This window comes from Brevundimonas sp. UBA5713 (assembly GCF_002419815.1).
In the GTDB taxonomy this organism is placed as follows: Bacteria; Pseudomonadota; Alphaproteobacteria; order Caulobacterales; family Caulobacteraceae; genus Brevundimonas.
This window is the reverse complement of the sequence record NZ_DIGV01000032.1, coordinates 56107-74782: the sequence shown is the minus strand read 5'-3', so window position 1 is coordinate 74782 and position 18676 is coordinate 56107. Positions and strand designations below refer to the sequence as shown.

At 62.6% G+C, this 18676-nt stretch carries 22 protein-coding genes; 10 read left to right on the top strand and 12 right to left on the bottom strand.

Annotated features, from left to right (window positions below):
* A partial coding sequence (locus tag B3B04_RS08695) for a transposase (protein ID WP_292041989.1) occupies nt 1-154 on the bottom strand: 154 nt, incomplete at its 3' end.
* Between the two features lie 1138 nt (nt 155-1292).
* Between B3B04_RS08695 and B3B04_RS08690 the strand changes: the two genes are divergently transcribed.
* Together B3B04_RS08690 and B3B04_RS08685 are read left to right on the top strand one after the other, a co-directional pair.
* Nucleotides 1293-1493 (top strand): hypothetical protein, encoded by a 201-nt coding sequence (locus tag B3B04_RS08690; RefSeq protein WP_292041975.1) that lies wholly within the window; start codon nt 1293-1295, stop codon nt 1491-1493.
* A gap of 274 nt (nt 1494-1767) precedes the next feature.
* Nucleotides 1768-2091, top strand: a complete 324-nt coding sequence (locus tag B3B04_RS08685) for a hypothetical protein (protein WP_409516052.1) — start codon at nt 1768-1770, stop codon at nt 2089-2091.
* 9 nt (nt 2092-2100) lie between these two features.
* Here B3B04_RS08685 and B3B04_RS08680 read toward each other — a convergent pair whose 3' ends face one another.
* From B3B04_RS08680 to B3B04_RS08655, 6 genes are all read right to left on the bottom strand, one after another.
* Entirely contained in the window at nt 2101-2391 is a 291-nt protein-coding gene (locus B3B04_RS08680; RefSeq protein WP_292041973.1) for a GNAT family N-acetyltransferase, read from the bottom strand.
* A 78-nt stretch (nt 2392-2469) separates the two neighbouring features.
* Nucleotides 2470-2838, bottom strand: coding sequence for a serine/threonine protein kinase (locus B3B04_RS08675; RefSeq protein WP_292041971.1), 369 nt, complete (start codon nt 2836-2838; stop codon nt 2470-2472).
* 48 nt (nt 2839-2886) lie between these two features.
* A complete protein-coding gene (folB, locus tag B3B04_RS08670; protein ID WP_292041970.1) occupies nt 2887-3276 on the bottom strand; it encodes a dihydroneopterin aldolase in 390 nt (129 codons plus the stop codon).
* Nucleotides 3273-3809, bottom strand: coding sequence for a 6-pyruvoyl trahydropterin synthase family protein (locus tag B3B04_RS08665; protein WP_292041969.1), 537 nt, complete (start codon nt 3807-3809; stop codon nt 3273-3275). The genes folB and B3B04_RS08665 overlap by 4 nt, the downstream gene beginning before the upstream one ends.
* A gap of 95 nt (nt 3810-3904) precedes the next feature.
* Entirely contained in the window at nt 3905-4675 is a 771-nt protein-coding gene (locus B3B04_RS08660; RefSeq protein WP_292041968.1) for an SDR family oxidoreductase, read from the bottom strand.
* A complete protein-coding gene (locus tag B3B04_RS08655; RefSeq protein ID WP_292041966.1) occupies nt 4672-5046 on the bottom strand; it encodes a dihydroneopterin aldolase in 375 nt (124 codons plus the stop codon). Before B3B04_RS08655 ends, B3B04_RS08660 begins: the two co-directional genes overlap by 4 nt.
* Nucleotides 5047-5349: 303 nt before the next feature.
* On the opposite strand from B3B04_RS08655, the gene B3B04_RS08650 reads away from it, so the two are divergent.
* The 4 genes from B3B04_RS08650 to pgsA all read left to right on the top strand — a co-directional run bounded on the left by B3B04_RS08650 (nt 5350) and on the right by pgsA (nt 9145).
* On the top strand, nt 5350-5823 hold the full coding sequence (locus tag B3B04_RS08650; protein WP_292041965.1) for an NUDIX domain-containing protein: 474 nt from the start codon (nt 5350-5352) through the stop codon (nt 5821-5823).
* 79 nt (nt 5824-5902) lie between these two features.
* Nucleotides 5903-7768, top strand: a complete 1866-nt coding sequence (gene uvrC, locus B3B04_RS08645; RefSeq protein WP_292041963.1) for an excinuclease ABC subunit UvrC — start codon at nt 5903-5905, stop codon at nt 7766-7768.
* 64 nt (nt 7769-7832) lie between these two features.
* A complete protein-coding gene (locus B3B04_RS08640) occupies nt 7833-8447 on the top strand; it encodes a carbonic anhydrase (protein WP_292041961.1) in 615 nt (204 codons plus the stop codon).
* 65 nt (nt 8448-8512) lie between these two features.
* The gene (gene pgsA, locus B3B04_RS08635) at nt 8513-9145 is read left to right on the top strand and encodes a CDP-diacylglycerol--glycerol-3-phosphate 3-phosphatidyltransferase (RefSeq protein WP_292041959.1); all 633 of its coding nucleotides are present in this window, start codon (nt 8513-8515) and stop codon (nt 9143-9145) included.
* A gap of 37 nt (nt 9146-9182) precedes the next feature.
* Here pgsA and B3B04_RS08630 read toward each other — a convergent pair whose 3' ends face one another.
* The 3 genes from B3B04_RS08630 to B3B04_RS08620 all read right to left on the bottom strand — a co-directional run bounded on the left by B3B04_RS08630 (nt 9183) and on the right by B3B04_RS08620 (nt 13977).
* Nucleotides 9183-9710 (bottom strand): GNAT family N-acetyltransferase, encoded by a 528-nt coding sequence (locus B3B04_RS08630; RefSeq protein ID WP_292041957.1) that lies wholly within the window; start codon nt 9708-9710, stop codon nt 9183-9185.
* A 10-nt stretch (nt 9711-9720) separates the two neighbouring features.
* Nucleotides 9721-11790: a S46 family peptidase gene (locus B3B04_RS08625; RefSeq protein WP_292041954.1), complete on the bottom strand. Its 2070-nt coding sequence runs from the start codon at nt 11788-11790 to the stop codon at nt 9721-9723.
* 90 nt (nt 11791-11880) lie between these two features.
* Complete coding sequence (locus tag B3B04_RS08620) at nt 11881-13977, bottom strand: S46 family peptidase (RefSeq protein WP_292041951.1); 2097 nt, start codon at nt 13975-13977, stop codon at nt 11881-11883.
* Nucleotides 13978-14147: 170 nt separating this feature from the next.
* Here B3B04_RS08620 and B3B04_RS08615 point away from each other — a divergent pair, with 170 nt between their 5' ends.
* From B3B04_RS08615 to B3B04_RS08605, 3 genes are read left to right on the top strand one after another with little or no spacing between them, the layout of a single operon-like run.
* Nucleotides 14148-15320: an ABC transporter permease gene (locus tag B3B04_RS08615; protein ID WP_292041950.1), complete on the top strand. Its 1173-nt coding sequence runs from the start codon at nt 14148-14150 to the stop codon at nt 15318-15320.
* Nucleotides 15317-16066: an ABC transporter ATP-binding protein gene (locus B3B04_RS08610; RefSeq protein ID WP_292041946.1), complete on the top strand. Its 750-nt coding sequence runs from the start codon at nt 15317-15319 to the stop codon at nt 16064-16066. Before B3B04_RS08615 ends, B3B04_RS08610 begins: the two co-directional genes overlap by 4 nt.
* A gap of 22 nt (nt 16067-16088) precedes the next feature.
* Nucleotides 16089-17099: an efflux RND transporter periplasmic adaptor subunit gene (locus B3B04_RS08605; protein ID WP_292041943.1), complete on the top strand. Its 1011-nt coding sequence runs from the start codon at nt 16089-16091 to the stop codon at nt 17097-17099.
* A gap of 48 nt (nt 17100-17147) precedes the next feature.
* On the opposite strand, the gene B3B04_RS08600 is transcribed toward B3B04_RS08605, so the two are convergent.
* Entirely contained in the window at nt 17148-17945 is a 798-nt protein-coding gene (locus B3B04_RS08600; RefSeq protein ID WP_292041941.1) for a crotonase/enoyl-CoA hydratase family protein, read from the bottom strand.
* A 140-nt stretch (nt 17946-18085) separates the two neighbouring features.
* Nucleotides 18086-18244, bottom strand: coding sequence for a hypothetical protein (locus B3B04_RS08595; protein WP_292041939.1), 159 nt, complete (start codon nt 18242-18244; stop codon nt 18086-18088).
* 188 nt (nt 18245-18432) lie between these two features.
* Here B3B04_RS08595 and B3B04_RS08590 point away from each other — a divergent pair, with 188 nt between their 5' ends.
* The gene (locus B3B04_RS08590; RefSeq protein WP_292041937.1) at nt 18433-18642 is read left to right on the top strand and encodes a DUF1289 domain-containing protein; all 210 of its coding nucleotides are present in this window, start codon (nt 18433-18435) and stop codon (nt 18640-18642) included.
* Nucleotides 18643-18676: the final 34 nt, after the last annotated feature.

Sequence of the window (18676 nt, the reverse complement as noted above, 5' to 3'; positions counted from 1 at the left end):
CCGGCGCATCCCGCCAGCGCAGACCGTTGCGGTTGACGAAGATGATCCCGCTCAACACCCGCCTATCATTCACCCGAGGTTTGCCGTGGCTCTTAGGGAAATAGGGCTCCAGCCGAGCCATCTGCTCGTCTGTCAACCAATAAAGATCGCTCATAATCCAGACTCCTGGCAGAGCTTGAATCAGCTCGAGCACATCACATCAATGGGTCCTGAGCCTAGATAGGCTTTTGTATTTTGGGTTCTTGGGAATATTTCGAAATGGAAAGTCAAAATACATCTATGATGTAGGATACGACATGTCTTTGCTTAAAGCGGAGATCGCTAAATTTAGCGAAGAAATTCGCTTCGAAATCAACCCTGCATTCTACTCGGTACTGTACATCACAGAAGAATAGCTATCGTTACGTATTCCCTAGTACGCTGCTCAGATCGAATTAAACCCTATTAAGCTCGCCCTACCTTGCACACGTGTCATCCTTCCTGCGTCCCGTCGCATGGAGGGCTCGTAAGGCCTGCGGACCTGCGGTGACGGGAGTGGATGGAGCGGGGTCCGCCCCTCCGGCTGAGGCTTGGCCCCACAAGGGGACCAACCCCCGCCGGAAGGAACGGAGCCAATGGAGTTTGCGATAAAGTCTTAGTTTTGAACCTCAGCCAGTATCGGCAAGGAGCCTCAACGGCCCTCGACCTTACGGCCACCGGAAGTGCCTCGGACGAAACCACGCAATCACGTGCGTATCCCGACACATTTTTAGTGGCCCGCGGTCGTCGGCCCTACGGGACCTCCCGACCCGACGCGGGCTGGCGGGCTAGCCGCCTAACGGCGGCGCGCCTCTCTCCTCCCCTGCTTGCGGGGGAGGGGGACCACGAAGTGGTGGAGGGGGCGAGCACCACGGACTAGGGCACAGAACTCCGGCAAGGGTCGAGGTGGAAACTCGGACCGTGCCAGCAGGACGCCGCAGGTGTCCACTGCCCGCCACCGGCACTGGGAGTAACCGCCAACAGCGGTGCCTGCCCCAGTTAAGTTCGGCCGCGGTCAAAAGGCTCCGCCTTTTCGACCCGACGCGGCCGGATGCTGGTGAATAACCGTCTGCGCGGGGCGAGCGCCTTTGCCGAAACGGAAACCAAACCTACGCCGGGCAAAGCCCGCGCGCCCCGCCTGCCCTCCAACCACACGCCCACAGGCGCTGTGGCTTTTGTCGTGCCTGTTTCCCAATGGCCCGCAACCAAACCCTCCCCTGTTGGGGGAGGGCAGGGTGGGGGTCGCCCGTCAGCCTTTTAGAACAGAGCTATCAATGACCCGCTCCAAACCCAAGAAACCGCCCGTCGTCCTCCCGCCGCTCAAAGACCCCGCCTCCCCCGACTACATCAGCCCGCACGAGGAACGCCGCCTGCGTCGCCTCCTGATGCGCCGCGTCGAGGCCCTCTCCAAAGTCGCCGAAGCCAAAGGCTACGGCCCCGCCTTCACCTTCACCAAAAAAGAGATGCGGTTCTAGGCCCGCGGTCAGAAGGCTGCGCCTTCCCGACCCGACGCGTTCATTTTTGCTTCGCCCGCGGTCGTCGGCCCTGCGGGACCTCCCGACCCGACGCGGGCTGAGGCGCCCTCAAGCAGCTTGCGCCCGCGGCGCAAGCGCTAGGGCCAACCTTCAAAGCAGGCCTTCGGCCTGCGTCTTTGTTACAACACTTTATGGAACCTCGTTAGCTTAGCCGCAGTTTCCCTGCGAACGCCGCCACAGTTTAAGGCATCATGAAGGCGAAGAGGATTTCATCGTGACCACCGGACCGATCAAAGACGAACGTGCCAATCTCAGACTGGTCTCCTCGCCGGAGTCCGAGGTCTACGACCTGATGCGCCCGCCTGAGACCACGGCGGAGCGCGTGAAACGCCTTCAGGCCGAGGCCCGCGCCCTGGCCCTCGAAGAGGTCGAGCGTCTGGAACGCGTCCTTCTGGAAGCGGCCAAGATCGCACGTGAAATCTCGAATGGTGGCGACGCCTACCCCGTCGGTGCCCGCGAACTGGCCTCGCGCCTGTCCGACGACCTGCCGTCAAAGGCCGAGACCATCAAGGCCATCGTCAGCAAGGCCTCGGTCTAAACCACGGCCTCAGGCCGCGTTCACATCTCTATATTGAGGATGGCGGTCCAGCCACGCCTTGGCATAGCCGCATGACGGCCAAAGCTTGAAGCCGTCCGTCCGGGCCTGCTCGGCCAGCGCCTGCATAAACTTTCCGGCCGCCCCGCTGCCCCGCAGCTTCGGATCGGCCTCGACATGCAGGATCACACGCGTATCGCCACGGATCGCATAATCCGCAAACACAATGCGGACCTCGCCGTCCGAGTCCACAAAACCTTGCTCGAACCGCTGCTCCGCGTGCACGTCCCGCAAATCAGTCATTAGCCTTCACTTCACTCTGCCCCGCAGAACGTTAAACCCTAACGTCCCGCCCCGTTCCCAAGGCTGAAAACAAAACTCTCAGAAAAGACCCAGCGGGTTCGAAATCGCCTGTCCCTGCTGCAAGGCCCGCAGCCCCCGCGCCCCCCGCACCAGCGTCCAGACCAGCATGGCGAACAGAACAAACACGCCCACATTCACCACCACCAGCACCGCCCCGACCACGATCGAAGCCGCCGCAATCAGGAACGAGCGCTTCTGATACTCGAAGTGGCTACGCCCCAACCGGTCCTCCGGCACACTGCCAAAAAACACGCTCAGCAGACCCACCACCGCCGCCACGCCAAACGTCGGCACCGTCAGCAGGATCAGCGCATAGTTCGCCGACAGACCGATACGGTCCACAATCGGACCCCGACGGCCAAAATTCGCTTCCGCTTCGTGAGACATGCAGCACTCCTTGGCCCGAACAATGCGGCGCTCAACCGCCCTTGGCAATCACCGCGCGTACGAAACCGCGCAACCCGCTGCCTGCGCCCCGGCAATGGCGCCCGGCTTGTCCACCTTCACCCGCACGGCCAGCACCCGCAGGTCTTCCAGACAGGCCAGCGCCACCCGCTCGGCAAAGGTCTCGACCAGCTCGATATGCTCGCCAGCGGCCAGCCCGCGCACGATCCGCGCTACACCGTCATAATCCAGCGTGTCGGACAGATCGCGCACCGCCCCCGCGCCGAGGTCCAGTTCCACATCTACGATCAGGGTCTGCAACCGGCCCTTTTCATGGTCATAGACACCGATACCGGCCTGAACCTCCAGCCCGCGCACATGCACCGTCATCCCCAGACGATGGGGCACACCGTCCATCAGGGGCAAGGCCGTCACCGTCATGCCCAGCTCTCCGGCGGCAGAATGTCATTGATGCTGTTATCGGCGCGGTCGCACCACCCCGCCAGCGGCCACGCCCGCTCGGCGACGGTCAGGCCACGCGCCAGCACCGTATTGGTCGGCGTCTCCTCGATGGCCAGCTCGGCCAATCGGAACGGCAGCCCCTCGGCGGCGATGATGGCTTCCAGCTTGCGCCACAGGGCGACGACCAAGGCCTCGGTCGTCGGATCGCCATCCACCACCAGCACCTGCTTCAGGCGCTGCGGCTCATGGTCTTTGAAATAGTTCAGCAGCGGGTCGTCGGCATTCAGCTGAAACGCATGGTCCAGACTGCGATCCACAAAGCCATGCCAGCGCGACTTCAGCCGCTCGAAACTGGCCGCATAGTTGGAGCCGCCAAACTCGATCTCCGCCAGAGGCTCCAGCGTCACGGTGACGAATTCATTATGCCCGTGCGGCACGGCGCACTTGGACGCCGCATCGGCGATCAGCCGGTGCGCCATCGAAAAGCGGCGGGTGAAACGGACAGCAGGCATGCAGACTTCAATCAAACGAAACGTGTGTGCGCCATATAGGCGCTAATGGCGGATCGCGCATCAACACTGAACAAAAGGCGAAGTAAAGACCGGCCTCAGTCTTTCAGCGACGGATCAAAGGCCACGTCGCGCCCGCGCGGGCTCAGGCTCTCGCCGCCATCGACCGTGATGATCTGACCCGTCATACCGCGCGTGGTCAGGGCAAAGCGCACGGCGGCCAGCATGTCATCCAGACTGGTCCCGCGCCCCAGCGGCGTATCGGCCCATGCCTTTTCATACTCCGCCTGTGTCTGGTCGCCACTGCGCAAAATCAGCCCCGGCGAGACCCCATTCAACCGCACGCGCGGTGCCAGCGCCAAGGCCAGCGTTTGGGTCAGCGCCCCCAGACTGGCCTTGCCCGCCGTATAGGACAGGAAATCCGGATTGGCCGCATTCAGCTTGTGATCGAGGATATTGACCACCGCCCCGTCACCGCCCTGGGACTCAACAGCCTTGGCAAAGTCGCGGATCAGAAACATCGGCGCGGTCAAATTGGCCGACAGATGCGCTTCCCATCTCTCATCAGTCAGAGAGGACAGGTCGTCGTATTCAAACAGCGAGGCATTGTTGATGAGGGCATCGATGCGCCCAAATCTTGCGACCACCGCACTGATTAAACCGTTGCGCTGGTGCGCATCAGACAGGTCCGCCGCAAAGGCTTTGGCTTGACCGCCTGCCTCGGAAATGCGCTGGCATAGAGCGCGCGCTTCATCGGCACCGCTGCGATGGTGGACCGCAATGGTCCAGCCCTCAGTCGCCAGCCCCTCGGCCAAGGCCGCGCCCACGCGACGGGCCGCCCCGGTGATCAGGACGACCTTGCCCGTCACGATGCGGATCTCTTGCGGAAAATTTCGACGCCGGCACCGGCGGCTTCGTTGAACACCTGCGGCTTGGTCACCTGCACCTTGCAGGCCTGAACCAGAGGCAGTTCAAAACAGGCCGAGACCACTTCCTCGGCCAAGGTTTCCAGCAGCTCGACGTGCGGACGCCCCGCCCAGCTCAGGATGCGCTGTCGCACATGGTCATAGTTGATGAAGGTCCCGTCAGCCAAAGGCCAGTCGGCAAACATTTCGACATTGATGACTAGTCGGGTCGGGCGCTCGGGATGGCGCTCCCACGGATGCAGGCCGACACTGAGATCGACCACCACATCCTTCAGGAATACGCGTACAGAGTCAGAGGCCGTTCGCCAATCCATGACGCCAGCCTCCGATCCGTCATTAGTCAATGCGGCCGAACTCGTAGAAATTAACGGCTGCAATCACGGCGATGAAGGCAAAGATGGTGGCGATGGCGACCATGGTGAAATCTCCCTGTTAAGCCCGCAATAGAGGCTGTCCGCGCCCCTTTCAAGTCATCCTGAGCTCTGTTGCGCACACATGGTCGATCAGGGCACCTGCCGTGGCATCATAGCCGGGACACATAAGTTCATCACAAACACCCTGCCCAAGACGCTGCAAATCCGGCAAGCCTGTCACCCACGGCATTTGAAAACTTCACCATGACCACCTGGCGCACCCGTATAGAGCCCTTCACCCGCCCGCTGTTCTTTGCCTGGTCGCGGATGACGCGCGGGATGACGCTGGGCGTGCGTATCATCGCCACGGATAACCAAGACCGGATTCTGCTGGTCAAGCACACCTATCTGAACGGCTGGTGGCTGCCCGGCGGCGGCGTCGACAAGGGCGAGACCACCCACAAGGCGGCGGTGCGGGAACTGAAGGAAGAGGCGGGCCTGATCGCCCACGGCACACCCAAACTGGTGTCGATACATTCCAACGAGCGCTTCTTCCCCGGCGACCACGTGGCCATCTTCCACATTGACCGCTTTGATGTCGGCGAGCGCACAAGCCACGGGGAGATTGCCGAGATCGGCTGGTTCCATCCAAACGACCTGCCCGCCGACACCACCAAGGCGACGCGGGCCCGTATCGACGAGTTTCTGGGTCGCACCGCGCCCTCGCCCGACTGGTGAACCTGCCTCTAGCGGCAAATCGTCGTGAATGTGGGCGCAGCGCTTCTGGTCCGGCACCGCTGGGCCTATATCTAGGGCGATGACCGAGACGACCGCCGCCCCCCTGCCCCTACAGGCTGCAGCCCTGATCGCTGACGAAGCGAAACGCGCGCCCGACAAGCCGGGCGTCTATCGCATGTATGGCGAAGACGGTGCGTGCCTGTACGTCGGCAAGGCCAAGTCGCTGAAGAAGCGTGTCATCCAATATGCGCAGGGCCGTTTCCACACCCAGCGCATCGGCCTGATGGTCAGCCTGACCCGCTCCATGCAGTTGGTGGTCACTGCGTCCGAAACCGAAGCCCTGCTGCTGGAAGCCAGCTATATCAAAAAGCTGAAGCCGCGCTTCAACGTCCTGCTGCGCGACGACAAGTCGTTTGCCGAGCTGATGATCCGGCGCGACCACCGCGCGCCACAGGTGCGCAAACACCGTGGGGCGCGCACCATTCCGGGTGACTATTTCGGGCCGTTTGCCTCGACATGGGCGGTGAACAATACGCTCAACACCCTGCAAAAAGCCTTTCTGCTGAGGAACTGCACCGACAGCGTCTATGAGAGCCGCACCCGCCCGTGCATGCTCTATCAGATCAAGCGCTGCTCGGCCCCGTGCACGGGAGAGATCAGCCTTGAGGACTATGGCCATCTGGTCGACGAGGCCGAGGCCTTTCTGCGGGGCAAATCCCGCGCGGTCATCAGCCGCCTGTCGCAGGAAATGCAGGCCGCCTCTGACGAGATGGATTTCGAGCATGCGGCGCGCGTGCGCGACCGTATCCGCGCTCTATCGGCCATCGCCATGGAGACCTCGGTCAATGCTGATGGCGTAGCCGAGGCCGACGTGTTCGCTGTGCATCTGGATGGCGGTCAGGCCTGTGTTCAGGTCTTCTTCTACCGTGCGGGCCAGAACTGGGGTGGGCGCGCCTATTTCCCGCGCGTGGACCGCAGTGATGATGACGGCACTGTCCTGTCGGCCTTTCTGGCCCAGTTCTACGAGGACAAGCTGGTTCCGCGCCTGATCCTGACCAATCAGCAGCCGCTGGAACAGGCTCTGCTGGAAGAGGCCTTTGCCATGAAGGCCGGCCACAAGGTCGAGATCAGCAAACCGCAGCGCGGCAATAAAAAGACGCTTGTCGATCACGCCCTGACCAATGCCCGCGAGGCCCTCGGCCGCAAGCTGGCTGAAAACTCAGCCCAGTCGAAAATCCTCGATGAAGTCTGCGAAGCCTTTGGTCTGGAAAGCCGCCCCGAGCGGATTGAAATCTACGACAACGCCCATATTCAGGGCACCAATGCCGTGGGCGGCATGGTCGTCGCGGGGCCCGAGGGTTTCCGTAAGAACCAGTACCGCAAATTCAACATCCGCGGCGAAGACCTGACCCCCGGTGACGACTACGGCATGATGCGCGAGGTGATGCGCCGCCGCTTTGGTCGCTTGATCAAGGAAGAGGAAGCGGGCGAAGAGACCGAGCGGCCCGACCTGTTGCTGATCGACGGCGGCGCAGGCCAGTTGGCCGAGGTGCAGGCCATGCTGGACGAATACGGGCTGAACGACATTGTCGCTGTCGGGGTGGCCAAGGGACCTGACCGCAATGCGGGCAAGGAGCATTTCTTCATGCGCGGCAAGCCGCAGTTCATGCTGCCGCTGAAATCGCCTGCCCTCTACTACATCCAGCGCCTTCGCGACGAAGCCCACCGCTTCGCCAACGGAGCCCACGCCAAACGTCGCAGCATGGACATCAAGAGAAACCCGCTGGACGAAATCGAGGGTGTGGGTCCGGGCCGTAAAAAGGCCCTGCTGCATGCCTTTGGTTCAGCCAAGGGTGTCGGACGCGCCTCGATCGCCGATCTGGTCAAGGTCGACGGGATCAATCAGGCTTTGGCCGAGCGGATCTACGGATTTTTTCACCCCTAAAGCGACCACGCCATGGTTGTTTTCGGGTTGAAGTGCCGCCGCGCCTGCTGCAAGGAAGCGCGTCATGATTACAAAGCTCACCCAAGGTTACCGTCGCTTCCGTGAGGACCGCTGGCCCTCGAAAAGAGCTGAATACGAGCAACTGGCCGAAAAGGGCCAGAAGCCGCACACCCTCATCGTCGCCTGTTCCGACAGCCGCGCCGACCCGGCCCTGATCTTCGACACCGCGCCGGGCGAACTCTTCGTTGTACGCAACGTGGCAAACCTGGTCCCGCCGTATGAGCCAGACGGCAAGCTGCACGGCGTGTCGGCGGCGCTGGAGTTCGGCGTCAAGGTTCTGGGCGTCAAACAGATTGTGGTCATGGGCCACGCGGGCTGTGGCGGCGTCAATGCGATGATCAACGGCGCGCCGGACAGTTGCCCCGACTTTATTCTGCCTTGGGTGCAGCAAGGCGTGCCGACCGTCCAACGTGTGTGCGAATCCTATCCGGCTGATCAGGTCGAGCGCGTGGCCGAGGAAGCTATCGTCAAACTGTCGCTGGAGAACCTGCGCACCTTCCCGTGGATCGCCGAGCGCGAGGCGGCGGGCGAGCTGAAGCTGGTCGGCCTGCACTTCGGCATTGCTGACGGCGTGCTGACCCGTGCCGGTGACGGCGAGCGCTTCGAGCCCCTGTCGTAGCAGGCACGGCCTCGCTTTGGCCTGCAAAGCGTGGCACACCTAGCAGCTCACTGACGGAATACCCTATGGCGACTGCCCACAAGCCCAATCCCATCCCCAACATCCTGACCGGCATCCGTTTGGCTGCGGGCGTGGTGATGTTCCTGCTGCTGGCCGGTGCGACCAGTGGCTGGCCGATGATCTCGACCATGTTGAGCCCGGACGACCAGTTCGCCATGTACCGCATCGGCTTCTGGATTTTCGTCATCGCGGCTTCGACCGATTGGATCGACGGCTATCTGGCGCGTCGCTGGGATTCGACCACGCGCTGGGGGGCCATTCTGGACCCGATCGCCGACAAAATTCTGGTTACGGGCGCTATTCTGGGCGTGCTGACCTCCGGCTCGGTGCAGCAGATCATCATCCCTTGCGGTCTGATCCTGTTCCGCGAGTTCGCCGTCTCGGCCCTGCGCGAGACCATGGCGGGCCGTATCACCCTGCCGGTGACCTTAGCTGCCAAGTGGAAAACCACCCTGCAGATGGTGGCTCTGGGCTGCCAGCTGTTCGCCCGTAACTGGGACGGCTTTGGCCTGCCGTTCGACTATCTGCCGCACTTCCAGCTGTTTGCCGACGTGCTGATCTGGCTGGCCGCCATCGCCACCATCTGGACCGGCTGGCAGTATTTCTCGGCTGCCAAGAAGCAGATGCAGGACCTGTAATCAGGCCCACCATCTCAGCACAGATCAAGGCGCTGGCTCAGGCCAGCGCCTTTTCCATGACCACAAAGCGCAGATCGTTGCGCAGCGGCACGCCAAAACGCGGGTCATCCATCGGAAATGGCCGCGACTGGCCGGTGAGCCCATAGCCGCGACGCTCATAATAGGCGATCAGCTCGGGGCGCTGCGCGATGACGGTCATCTCCATGCGGTCGGCCTGAAAATCACGAATAGCGGCCTGTTCGGCAGCAGCGATCAGCTGACGGCCCAGACCACCCGACTGACGCTGCGGATCAACCGTCAGCATGCCCAGATAGGACAGACCGCCGCCCTTGTTGGCGATGCAGACACAGCCCGCAATCGCATCCCCGTCCACCGCCAGAATGATCTGCTGTGTCGGGTCCTGAATCTGCTCCAGTTCCTCGACATCGGTCCTCTGACCCTCCAGCAAATCGGCCTCATGGGTCCAGCCGCCCTTTGCCGAGGTGCCGCGATAGGCACCCTCGACCAGGGCGTGCAGGGCCGTGACATCGGCCTTCGTGGCCGACCGAAACGCATACCCCCCCACGCGCTCTCCTTTACTTGGCACCCAGTTCCTCGAGCAGGTGGTCCATCTGATAGACGGCCTTCAGGGCCTCGGTCACGGACTGGGCGGTGACGATGACGCTGCGGTTGGTGCGGATGTCATAGCCATAGGCGTTGCGCTGGCTCAGCACGGTGGAGTCAAAGTTCGCACCGATGATCTCGCCCTTTTCGTTCAGCACCGGAGAGCCGGACGAGCCGCCGATGGTGTCGGTCGATACCGCCATATTGAGCACGGCATTCGGATCGATCCGGTCACGTGCAGCCGACAGTTTAGGGGCCACCTTGAACGGCTCGGCACCGGTTTCACGATCCCACAGACCGGCAAAGGTAGTGAACGCCCCCCAACGCTGGCCCGGCACGTCCGAACCTTCGATCTTGCCATAGGTCAGGCGCAGGGTGCCGGTGGCATCCGGATAGACGGCATCGCCATAGGCGGCAAAGCGCGCAGCAGCCAACACCTCCGAGGCGCGGCTGGTCGGGGCCTCGACCTTGGCTTCCCATTCTGCGCGGATCTGACGGGCTGCGCCTTCGGTCGCCAGCACATGCTGGATTATCGGATCGTCAGACGCGCGAATGGCCTCCAGACCGCCTTCCCACAGGGCGCGACGTACTGCCGGATCGGCCAGCTTGGTACCCGCCACCAGACGCTGGGCCAGACCCTCGGGGCTTTCACGGTCCAGCAGGCCACGCACGCGGGCGTCATCCACCGTCAGCCACTCGCGGGTCTTGGACAGCCACCAGTCCAGACGGATTTGCTCGATACCGGCGTAGGTCGGACGTTCGGCAAACAGGCGCGCTTCGACAGCGGGCAGACGGCTGTCAGCGAACTCGGCCAGACGCTGGTCCGACGGCTTGGCGCGTTCCTGCGCACCGCGCACAAGGGTGACGGCCCAGCCATAAAGCGACGAGCCGCCGCCCATGCGGGCCTCCAGCATATTGTAGGCCGGATAGAGTTCGCGCTGCACCGGCTGGATGGCTTCCAGCGCCGCCCACGGATCGCCGACGCGTTCGTTCAGTTCCGGCACATCATTGATGCGGGCCTTGAAGTCGGCCTCTGCCGCCGCCAAACGCCCCGTGAACTCCGGATCGATCAGGGCGGCCATGCGGCCACGACCACGCTTATATGTGTTTTCCAGACCCACAATCGGGTCCATGGCCTCAAATGCCTCGCGCTCGCCCAGCGCGGCATAGTTCAGCAGGCGACCACGCAGTTCCGACGAGATCAGCTGATCCATCGGCAGCACCACATCGCGCACCGTCGCCAGCTGCGCCTGCGTCAGTAGACGCTGGGTCGAGCCGGGATTACCCGAGACAAACACGGGCGTGTTCTCGACCGGTCGGCTGGCATTCCATTGGAAGTGGTCCGGCGTCACAGCAGGTTTGCCGTCTTCGTACAGACGGATGAACGCCGCATCGATGGCAAATCGCGGGAAGGAGAAGTTGTCGAGATCGCCGCCAAAGGTGGCCGCGCGGTCTTCCGGTGCCCACGCCAGACGGACGTCGGAGTATTTGCGGAACTTATAGAGTTTGAACTGGCCGCCGCGATACAGGCTGACCACCTGACAGCGGACCTTGGGGTCATTGCCGCAGGCCTCGGCCTCGATGCGGCCCGCCTCGGCGTCACGGGCCTGGGTAAAGGCATTGCCGTCAAGCCCCTGCCCCGCGTGCTGCATACGCTCGGTCACATCGGAAATGTCGGTCAGGATTTCCGCCGAGCCGCCGGGGCATTTCAGCTCTTCCTCGCGCGAGCGGGGAGTGAAGCCGGTTTCGGCATAGTTGACCGCCTGCGTCGACAGATTGGCCACGCAGGAGGCGACACAGTGGTTGTTGGTCAGGACCAGACCTTCGCCCGACACCACACCGGCCGAGCAACCGCCGAACTTGACCGAGGCCAGACGCACGCGGTCCAGAAAGCCCTGATCGATCGAGGTGCCCAGCGTCGAATTTGCTCGTGCGATGGGGAAGTTGTCGAAGGTCCACATCCCCTCCTCGGCCTTGGCCGAAGGCGCGGACGCCGCAAAGGCGAGGACAGCAGCAGAAGCGAAAAAGGCGATATGGCGCATATGAGGGTCCCTCTACAGTTGCGCCGAAAAGACAAGAGGGGGCTGCCTAAGGCAACCCCCTCCACATCATTCTGTCGTTATGCGGACGTCTTAGCGACGCACACCCAGTTCGCGCAGCAGATGCGGCTGGTTGTAGACATTGCGCAGGGCCTCGGTGATGGCCTCGGTCGAGACCGAAACCGTGCGGTTCAGTTCGCCGTCATAGCCGAACGAGCCACCCAGCGAGTGGATGTTGCCGTCAAAGGCCGCACCGATCACTTCGCCCTTGGCATTAATCACCGGCGAGCCGGAGTTGCCGCCGATGATGTCGTTGGTCGAGACGAAATTATAGACAGCGTTCTGGTTCACGCGGTCGCGGGCCGCCATGAAACGCTCCGACGCGTCGTACGGAGAGGCTCCGGTCTGACGTTCGTACAGGCCACCGATATTGGTGAACGGGGTGATGGTCTTGTCGCCCTCGGTCCAGCCCTTCACCGAGCCGTACGACAGACGAAGCGAGAAGGTCGCATCCGGATACAGGTTGGTGCCATAGACGGCAAAACGAGCCTGAGCGATCTTTTCGGCGGCGCGCGACGACGGGGCCGAGACCTCGGCTTCATACTGGGCGCGGACGGCCTGGGCGGCATCGTCGTTGGCCAGCACGAACTTCAGCAGGGCGTCGTCCGAAGCGGCGATCTGTTCCGGCGTCATTTGCAGGGCTTGGGCGCGGAAGGCCGGATCGGCCAGACGCGTGCCTTCGACCAGACGGGTGGCCAGAGCCTCGGGATTCTCTGCACCGATCAGCGCCTTCACCTGCGGATGGTCGGCGGTCAGATATTCGCGGGTCTTGGTCAGCCAGAAGCTGAGAGCGATGCGTTCGACGTCATTGGCCACCGGAACTTGGGTGGACAGGCGACGGCCCAGAGCCTCGATGTCGGCATCCGAATAGCCGGCGCGGCGTTCACCGGCGGCCTTGGCGCGCTCCTTGGAGGCGCGCACGATCGAGCGGGCATAGGCGTACAGTTGCGAGCGCTGGCCCGCAGCGGCTTCCAGCTGGCGATACGGCAGGTACAGGCGGCGCTGGGTGGCGACCACCGCATCCATTTCGCCCCACGGATCACCAATACGCTCGGCCAGTGCCGGATCGGCGGCCACGCGCTGACGCAGTTCCTGTTCTTCCTGAACCTTCTTGCCGAAGAAGCTCGGATCGGTCAGCGCGCCGACCTGGCCGTAGAAGACCTTGAAGCTGTTCTCCAGACCAAAGATCGGGTCCACCGATACGCGGCGGGCTTCTTCGGAGGTGGTCGAATATTCGGTCAGGCGTCCGCGCAGTTCCGACGATTGGATCAGGGTGATCGGCAGTTGCTGGTCACGCAGTTGCGACAGCTGCGACACGGTCAGCAGGCGCTGGGTGGTGCCCGGATTACCGGCGACGAAGACCGGATCGCCTTCCTTGGGTGCCTCGGCGTTCCACTTCAGGTGGACCGGCGAGGTCACCGGCTTGCCGTCCTCATAGGCGCGCAGGAAGGCGGCATCGAGGGCATAGCGGGGGAAGTTGAAATTGTCCGGATCGCCACCGAAGAAGGCGGCTTGGAACTCGGGCGCGAAGACCAGACGGACGTCGTCGTATTTGTTGAACTTGTAAAGTTTGTACTGGCCGCCGCGATAGAAGCTGATCACCTGACAGGTGCGCTTGGGATCATCGCCGCAGGCTTCTTTCTGGATCTTTTCGATCTCGGCCGAGCGGGCACGGACGAACTCGCCGCCCGAGAGGCCCTCACCGGCACCCAGCACGCGGTCGGTCACGTCGACGATCTCGGTCAGGACTTCGGCGGTTTGGCCGGGGCACTGCTTTTCTTCTTCGCGCGTGGCCGTCGTCCAGCCGGACTTCACATAGTCGTTCTGGGCGTCCGACAAGTCCTGAATGCACGACACCACACAGTGATGGTTGGTCAGGATCAGGCCTTCGCCCGACACGAACGAGGCCGAACAGCCTTGCAGGCGCACCGCCGACTCGCGCACGCGGTCCAGCCACGACTGGTCGATGCGGGTGCCATAGGCCTGATTGACCGTCTGGATCGGGAAGTTGTCAAAGGTCCACATACCTTCCTCGGCACGAGCCGAGGAGGCCGGCACGCTGGCCATGGCGAAGGCCATGCCGAGCACGGCCATAGAGGCCGAGAAGGTCATGTTACGGCGAAGCGACATAGGGGGGAGCTCCTTTTCGAGAGGGCGGGACCCTGTGCCCCTCGCCCCTCAATACAACTGCCATAATCCCGCATAGGTCGTGAGGGAAGCCTTGTCTTAACCCGATTTAACTTGGCCATTTGCCCGACAGCCGTCAGACATCGTGTCAGATTACCGAGGTTGTTCACCGCATGTCTCTTGCTCTGTCCACGCTGCTCTTCGAGTGGCGCAGATACATGGCCGCAGTTATGGCCCTCGCCCTGTCGGGCCTGCTGGTTCTGGCCATGACCGGCGTCTTTTTGGGCATCGGCAAGGGCTTTACCGCCCAGATCGAGCGTTCCAGCGCCGATCTGATTGTCATGCAACCGGGCGCAAAGAGCATTTTCGGTGGGCCGTCCGGCGTGCCGCGCCGCTTTATCCCCCAGGTCTACAACCATCCCGAGGTCGAGGAGGTACAACCCTTCGACATGGCCGGCGGCAGCTTCCAGTCCATCAAGGACGTCGATCCGACCCTGTCGCAGGCCGACCGCGCCAAGATGGGCGCGCCCAAGATGAACTATGTGATGACGCAAATCCTCGATACACACGAGGGTGCCGTCACTATACCCGTCGACTATTCCGACGAACTGATCGAGGCCCTGCGCCAGCCGTTCACTGTCGCCATGGACGAGACCACCATGCCCAAACTGGGCGTGAAGCTGGGCGACAAGGCGCTGTATAACGGGCAAACGGTCACCGTGGTTGGCGTGCTGCGGGGCTATCCCAGCATGATGCAGCCCACAATTGTCATGAGCCGCGATTCTCTGCGGATGCTGGGTCAAGCCGATACCGGCCCGCGCGTGGGCCCGTTGATGATCAAGCTAGAAGATCCGACCCGCGCCGCCGTTGTTGCGGCCCAGCTGAACGAACTGGGCAAGGGCCAGTGGAAGGTCTGGACCCGTCAGCAGCTGGCCGACGCCAATGCGACGGCGCTGTTTGAAGAGGGCATTCTGGTCATCATCGTTCTGGGCTGTGCGGTTCTGGGCGTAATCATTGGCGTGGCCATCACCTGGCAGACCCTGCGCGGGGCCATCATGGCCAACATCAAAGAGTTTGCCTCTCTTCGCGCCCTCGGTGTCGGCATGGGCAGTCTGCGCCGCATCGTCATCGAGCTCAGCTTCTGGGTCGGCATTGTCGGCGTAATGGCCGCCATCGCACTGACGTGGGGGCTGTCGGTTCTGGCCCGTATGGGGGCGGTGCTGATCGTCCTGCATCCGGTTCTGCTGATCCTCGTCGGCGGCGGGCTGATCGCCATCGCCATGGCCTCTGGCTTCCTGTCCATGGGCATCCTGAAGAAGAGCCAACCGGCGGACCTGTTGCGATGATTACGAAAGTTCACGGCAAACACGGCGATGCGGCCATCGAGGCCAAGGGCATCGTCAAACGCTACAAGTCCGGTCGCGGCATGATCGAAGTGCTGAAAAACGTCGACATCGACGCCAGGCACGGCGATCTGACCATGATTATGGGCCCGTCCGGCTCGGGCAAGTCGACGCTGATCGCCGCACTGTCGGGCCTGTTGCGCCCCGATGAAGGCACGGTCGCGGCACTGGACAAGCCCGACCTGTGGAAGCTGTCTTCGGGCCGGATCGACAAATTCCGCCTCGACCACTGCGGCTTTATCTTTCAGGGCTTCAACCTGTTCCCGTCGCTGACGGCGCTGCAACAGGTCACCACCGTCCTGAAATATCAGGGGCTGACGCCCGATGCCGCCAAGGCCCGCGCCAAGCTGGCGCTGGAGGAAGTGGGTCTGGGCCACCGCCTGAACCTGCGCCCAGCGGCTCTGTCAGGCGGTGAAAAACAACGCGTGGCCATCGCCCGCGCCCTGGCTAAGGATCCGCAGATTCTTTTTGCCGACGAGCCAACCTCGGCTCTGGACGGCGAGAACGGCCAGATCGTCATTCGCCTGCTACGCCGCGCCGCAACTGAGCATGGTGCCGCCGTCATCTGCGTGACCCACGACCCTCGCCTCGAGGCGTGGGCCGACCGCGTGATCCACATCGAAGACGGGGTCATCATCGATGACCAGCGTCGCATCCCCAATCCTGACGCCGCCCTGGCTTCGCACTGATTTCTTGTCTGGGACGAACGAAATGCCCGCCTTTCTGAAAAACAAATGGCTCTGGATCGGACTGGTCCTGCTGGTCGTGGTCATCCTCGGTTTCTCGGCCGTCAACGGTGCGCGCGCCAAGAAGGCCGAAGAGGCCAAACAGGCCGCGGTCAAGGTCGAGAGCCCGTATGCCGCGATTGCCAATGGCAAAATCGACGTGGAAGGCGGCATCATCCAGATCGCGGCCCGTCGTGGCGGCGTGGTGCGCGCCGTCTATGTTCAGGAAGGTGACATGGTCACCGAAGGCCAGATTCTGGCGCGTCAGGAAGACGACGAACCGCGCCTGCAACTGCAAACCGCCGAGGCGGATCTGAAGGCGTCCCAGTCGCAGCTGGCACAGATTCAGGTCGATATCACCGCCGCCGAGCGCGAGTTAGCCCGCATGCAGCAGTTGGCCGCGACCAACTTCATCGCCGCCCAGCGTCTGGACCAAGCCCGTGACGCCGTCGCTGCGGCCCGTACCCGCTATGCCTCGCAGCAGGCTCAGGTCGAGACCAACCGCGCCCGCCGCGATCAGGCCGCCTATAATGTGGAACTGACCATCATCCGCGCGCCCGCCAATGGCCGTATCGTGCGCCGCTATGCCAATCCGGGTGCCGGTGCCTCGACGCTGAACGTGTCCAACATGTTCGATCTGGAGCCGGAAGCCCCGCGCATTGCCCGCGCCGAAATCGTCGAAGCCGACATCCCCAACATCAAGACCGACCAGCAGGTCGAGGTGACGCCGGAAGGTGACCCGTCCAAGGTCTATGTCGGCAAGGTGCTGCGCCGCGCCGCCGTGTTCGGGGCCCGCAAACTGGCCTCTGACGACCCCTCCCAACGTACCGACGAGCGCGTCGTTGAAGTGGTGGTCGATGTGGGCGATGCACCGATGCTGATCGGTCAGCGCGTGCTGGTGAAGTTCATGAAGGATGGCGAAACCGCCGGAGCCGAGCGTCAGACATCGACGGGCGTTCCGGCCAACCGCTCCATGACGACGCCCGCCCGTCGCTAAGCGCCCCCCCGCAATGAAAAGGCCCGTCATCGCGACGGGCCTTTTTTGTTAGCGACCGGAGAAGTGGCCAGGGCGCTTTTCAAGCACGGCCGTGACGCCTTCGATGTGGTCATCGGTCAGATGGGCCAGCGCCTGCATAGCGGCGCTCATCTCCAGCATCTGGTCGAAATTCATATCGCGGCCCTGACGCAGCAGCGACTTGCCCATGCGCAGAGCCTGCGGCGGTTGGGCGGCGATCTGGCGGGCCGTGGTCATGGCCTCGTCCATCAGGGTGTCGTGCGGCACCACGCGATTGACCAGACCCCAGCGGTCAGCGGTTTCGGCGTCGATGGAGCGGGCGGTGAACAGCATTTCAGCGGCACGGTTATAGCCGACATTGCGCGGCAGCAGCCATGAGCCACCATCACCCGGAATAATGCCCAGCTTCATAAAGGGAATGCCGAAGCTGGCCTTGTCCGACGCAATGCGGATATCGCCCAGCCCCGCGATGTCGCAGCCCAAGCCCATGGCCGGACCATTCACCGCCGTGATCAGCGGCACTTCCAGACCATAGAGGGCGCGCACAATACGATGCACTACGCGGCGATAGCGCTCGCGGATGGCGGCACCGGAGCCTTCGAACAGGTCACGGCGATCCTTCATGGCCTTCAGGTCACCCCCGGCCGAAAAGGCACGCCCCTCGCCCGTCAGAACCACGCAGGACACGGTCGGATCGGCATTCACACGCTCGCAGGCTGCGGCGATCTCCTCGCCATCGCCCAGATCTGGCAGAGCGTTCAGACGGTCGGGACGGCTGAAGGTCCACAGCACGATGGCTCCGTCGCGGGTCTCGGTGATCAGGGCCATCGGCGCACTCCAGTCTGAACAGTAAGGAACAGACGGTTTCCGACACGCCAGCGCGAAGCGCAAGGGCACAACAGACCCCGGAATTGCAAAACCCCGGCCGTGGAGCCGGGGTTCGGTTTAGGAGATCAACGGTCTCGCGACTACGCGCGCGCCTTATTGATCTTATAGGGCACAAAATTCGAAGGGTGGCTGACCGCACGGTCACCGGCACCATTCACGTGCTTCGTGTTTACAAACATGCCGCCAAGCAGTGCAAAAGACATCATGGCGTGCTGCAGGTTTCGTTTTTTATCGTTCATTTGAGCGCCTTCCTTTCGTTGAACGAGAAAGAAGACACGCTTGCTTTTTGGGACTCTCACCCTGTGAAGTCAGTTCGTGTCAGTGGCGACTAGATATACTCTCGGTTGTGAAATGTCAAGATTTATCCTCCGACTCCGGAATATGTGTCGTATGGCTGTCATAAAAGCAGATCATAATCGCTCCGCGCATGTCTGACCTTCGCCCCTCCCCGCCCCGCCCGATCAGCAGTCCGTGTGTCATGGTCTGCGCTGTGGACGGTGCCTCGGGCCTGTGTCTGGGGTGTTATCGGACACTGGGTGAAATCGCCGAGTGGAGCCGCATGGGCGAAGAGAACCGCCAGAAGATCATGCAAGAGCTGCCGTCACGCGCCGAACGCATCGATCCCAAGCTTCGCTAGAGAAAGTTTCAAGCGTAGCTGGAGAAAGCTGCCG

Excerpts from the sequence above, each read along its gene's own strand:
- B3B04_RS08690 (WP_292041975.1), top strand. The coding sequence starts at position 1,293 with ATGACCCGCTCCAAACCCAAGAAACCGCCCGTCGTCCTCCCGCCGCTC.
- B3B04_RS08680 (WP_292041973.1), bottom strand. The coding sequence starts at position 2,391 with ATGACTGATTTGCGGGACGTGCACGCGGAGCAGCGGTTCGAGCAAGGT.
- B3B04_RS08675 (WP_292041971.1), bottom strand. The coding sequence starts at position 2,838 with ATGTCTCACGAAGCGGAAGCGAATTTTGGCCGTCGGGGTCCGATTGTG.
- folB (WP_292041970.1), bottom strand. The coding sequence starts at position 3,276 with ATGACGGTGACGGCCTTGCCCCTGATGGACGGTGTGCCCCATCGTCTG.
- B3B04_RS08665 (WP_292041969.1), bottom strand. The coding sequence starts at position 3,809 with ATGCCTGCTGTCCGTTTCACCCGCCGCTTTTCGATGGCGCACCGGCTG.
- B3B04_RS08655 (WP_292041966.1), bottom strand. The coding sequence starts at position 5,046 with ATGGATTGGCGAACGGCCTCTGACTCTGTACGCGTATTCCTGAAGGAT.
- B3B04_RS08650 (WP_292041965.1), top strand. The coding sequence starts at position 5,350 with ATGACCACCTGGCGCACCCGTATAGAGCCCTTCACCCGCCCGCTGTTC.
- uvrC (WP_292041963.1), top strand. The coding sequence starts at position 5,903 with ATGACCGAGACGACCGCCGCCCCCCTGCCCCTACAGGCTGCAGCCCTG.
- B3B04_RS08640 (WP_292041961.1), top strand. The coding sequence starts at position 7,833 with ATGATTACAAAGCTCACCCAAGGTTACCGTCGCTTCCGTGAGGACCGC.
- pgsA (WP_292041959.1), top strand. The coding sequence starts at position 8,513 with ATGGCGACTGCCCACAAGCCCAATCCCATCCCCAACATCCTGACCGGC.
- B3B04_RS08625 (WP_292041954.1), bottom strand. The coding sequence starts at position 11,790 with ATGCGCCATATCGCCTTTTTCGCTTCTGCTGCTGTCCTCGCCTTTGCG.
- B3B04_RS08620 (WP_292041951.1), bottom strand. The coding sequence starts at position 13,977 with ATGTCGCTTCGCCGTAACATGACCTTCTCGGCCTCTATGGCCGTGCTC.
- B3B04_RS08615 (WP_292041950.1), top strand. The coding sequence starts at position 14,148 with ATGTCTCTTGCTCTGTCCACGCTGCTCTTCGAGTGGCGCAGATACATG.
- B3B04_RS08610 (WP_292041946.1), top strand. The coding sequence starts at position 15,317 with ATGATTACGAAAGTTCACGGCAAACACGGCGATGCGGCCATCGAGGCC.
- B3B04_RS08605 (WP_292041943.1), top strand. The coding sequence starts at position 16,089 with ATGCCCGCCTTTCTGAAAAACAAATGGCTCTGGATCGGACTGGTCCTG.
- B3B04_RS08600 (WP_292041941.1), bottom strand. The coding sequence starts at position 17,945 with ATGGCCCTGATCACCGAGACCCGCGACGGAGCCATCGTGCTGTGGACC.
- B3B04_RS08595 (WP_292041939.1), bottom strand. The coding sequence starts at position 18,244 with ATGAACGATAAAAAACGAAACCTGCAGCACGCCATGATGTCTTTTGCA.
- B3B04_RS08590 (WP_292041937.1), top strand. The coding sequence starts at position 18,433 with ATGTCTGACCTTCGCCCCTCCCCGCCCCGCCCGATCAGCAGTCCGTGT.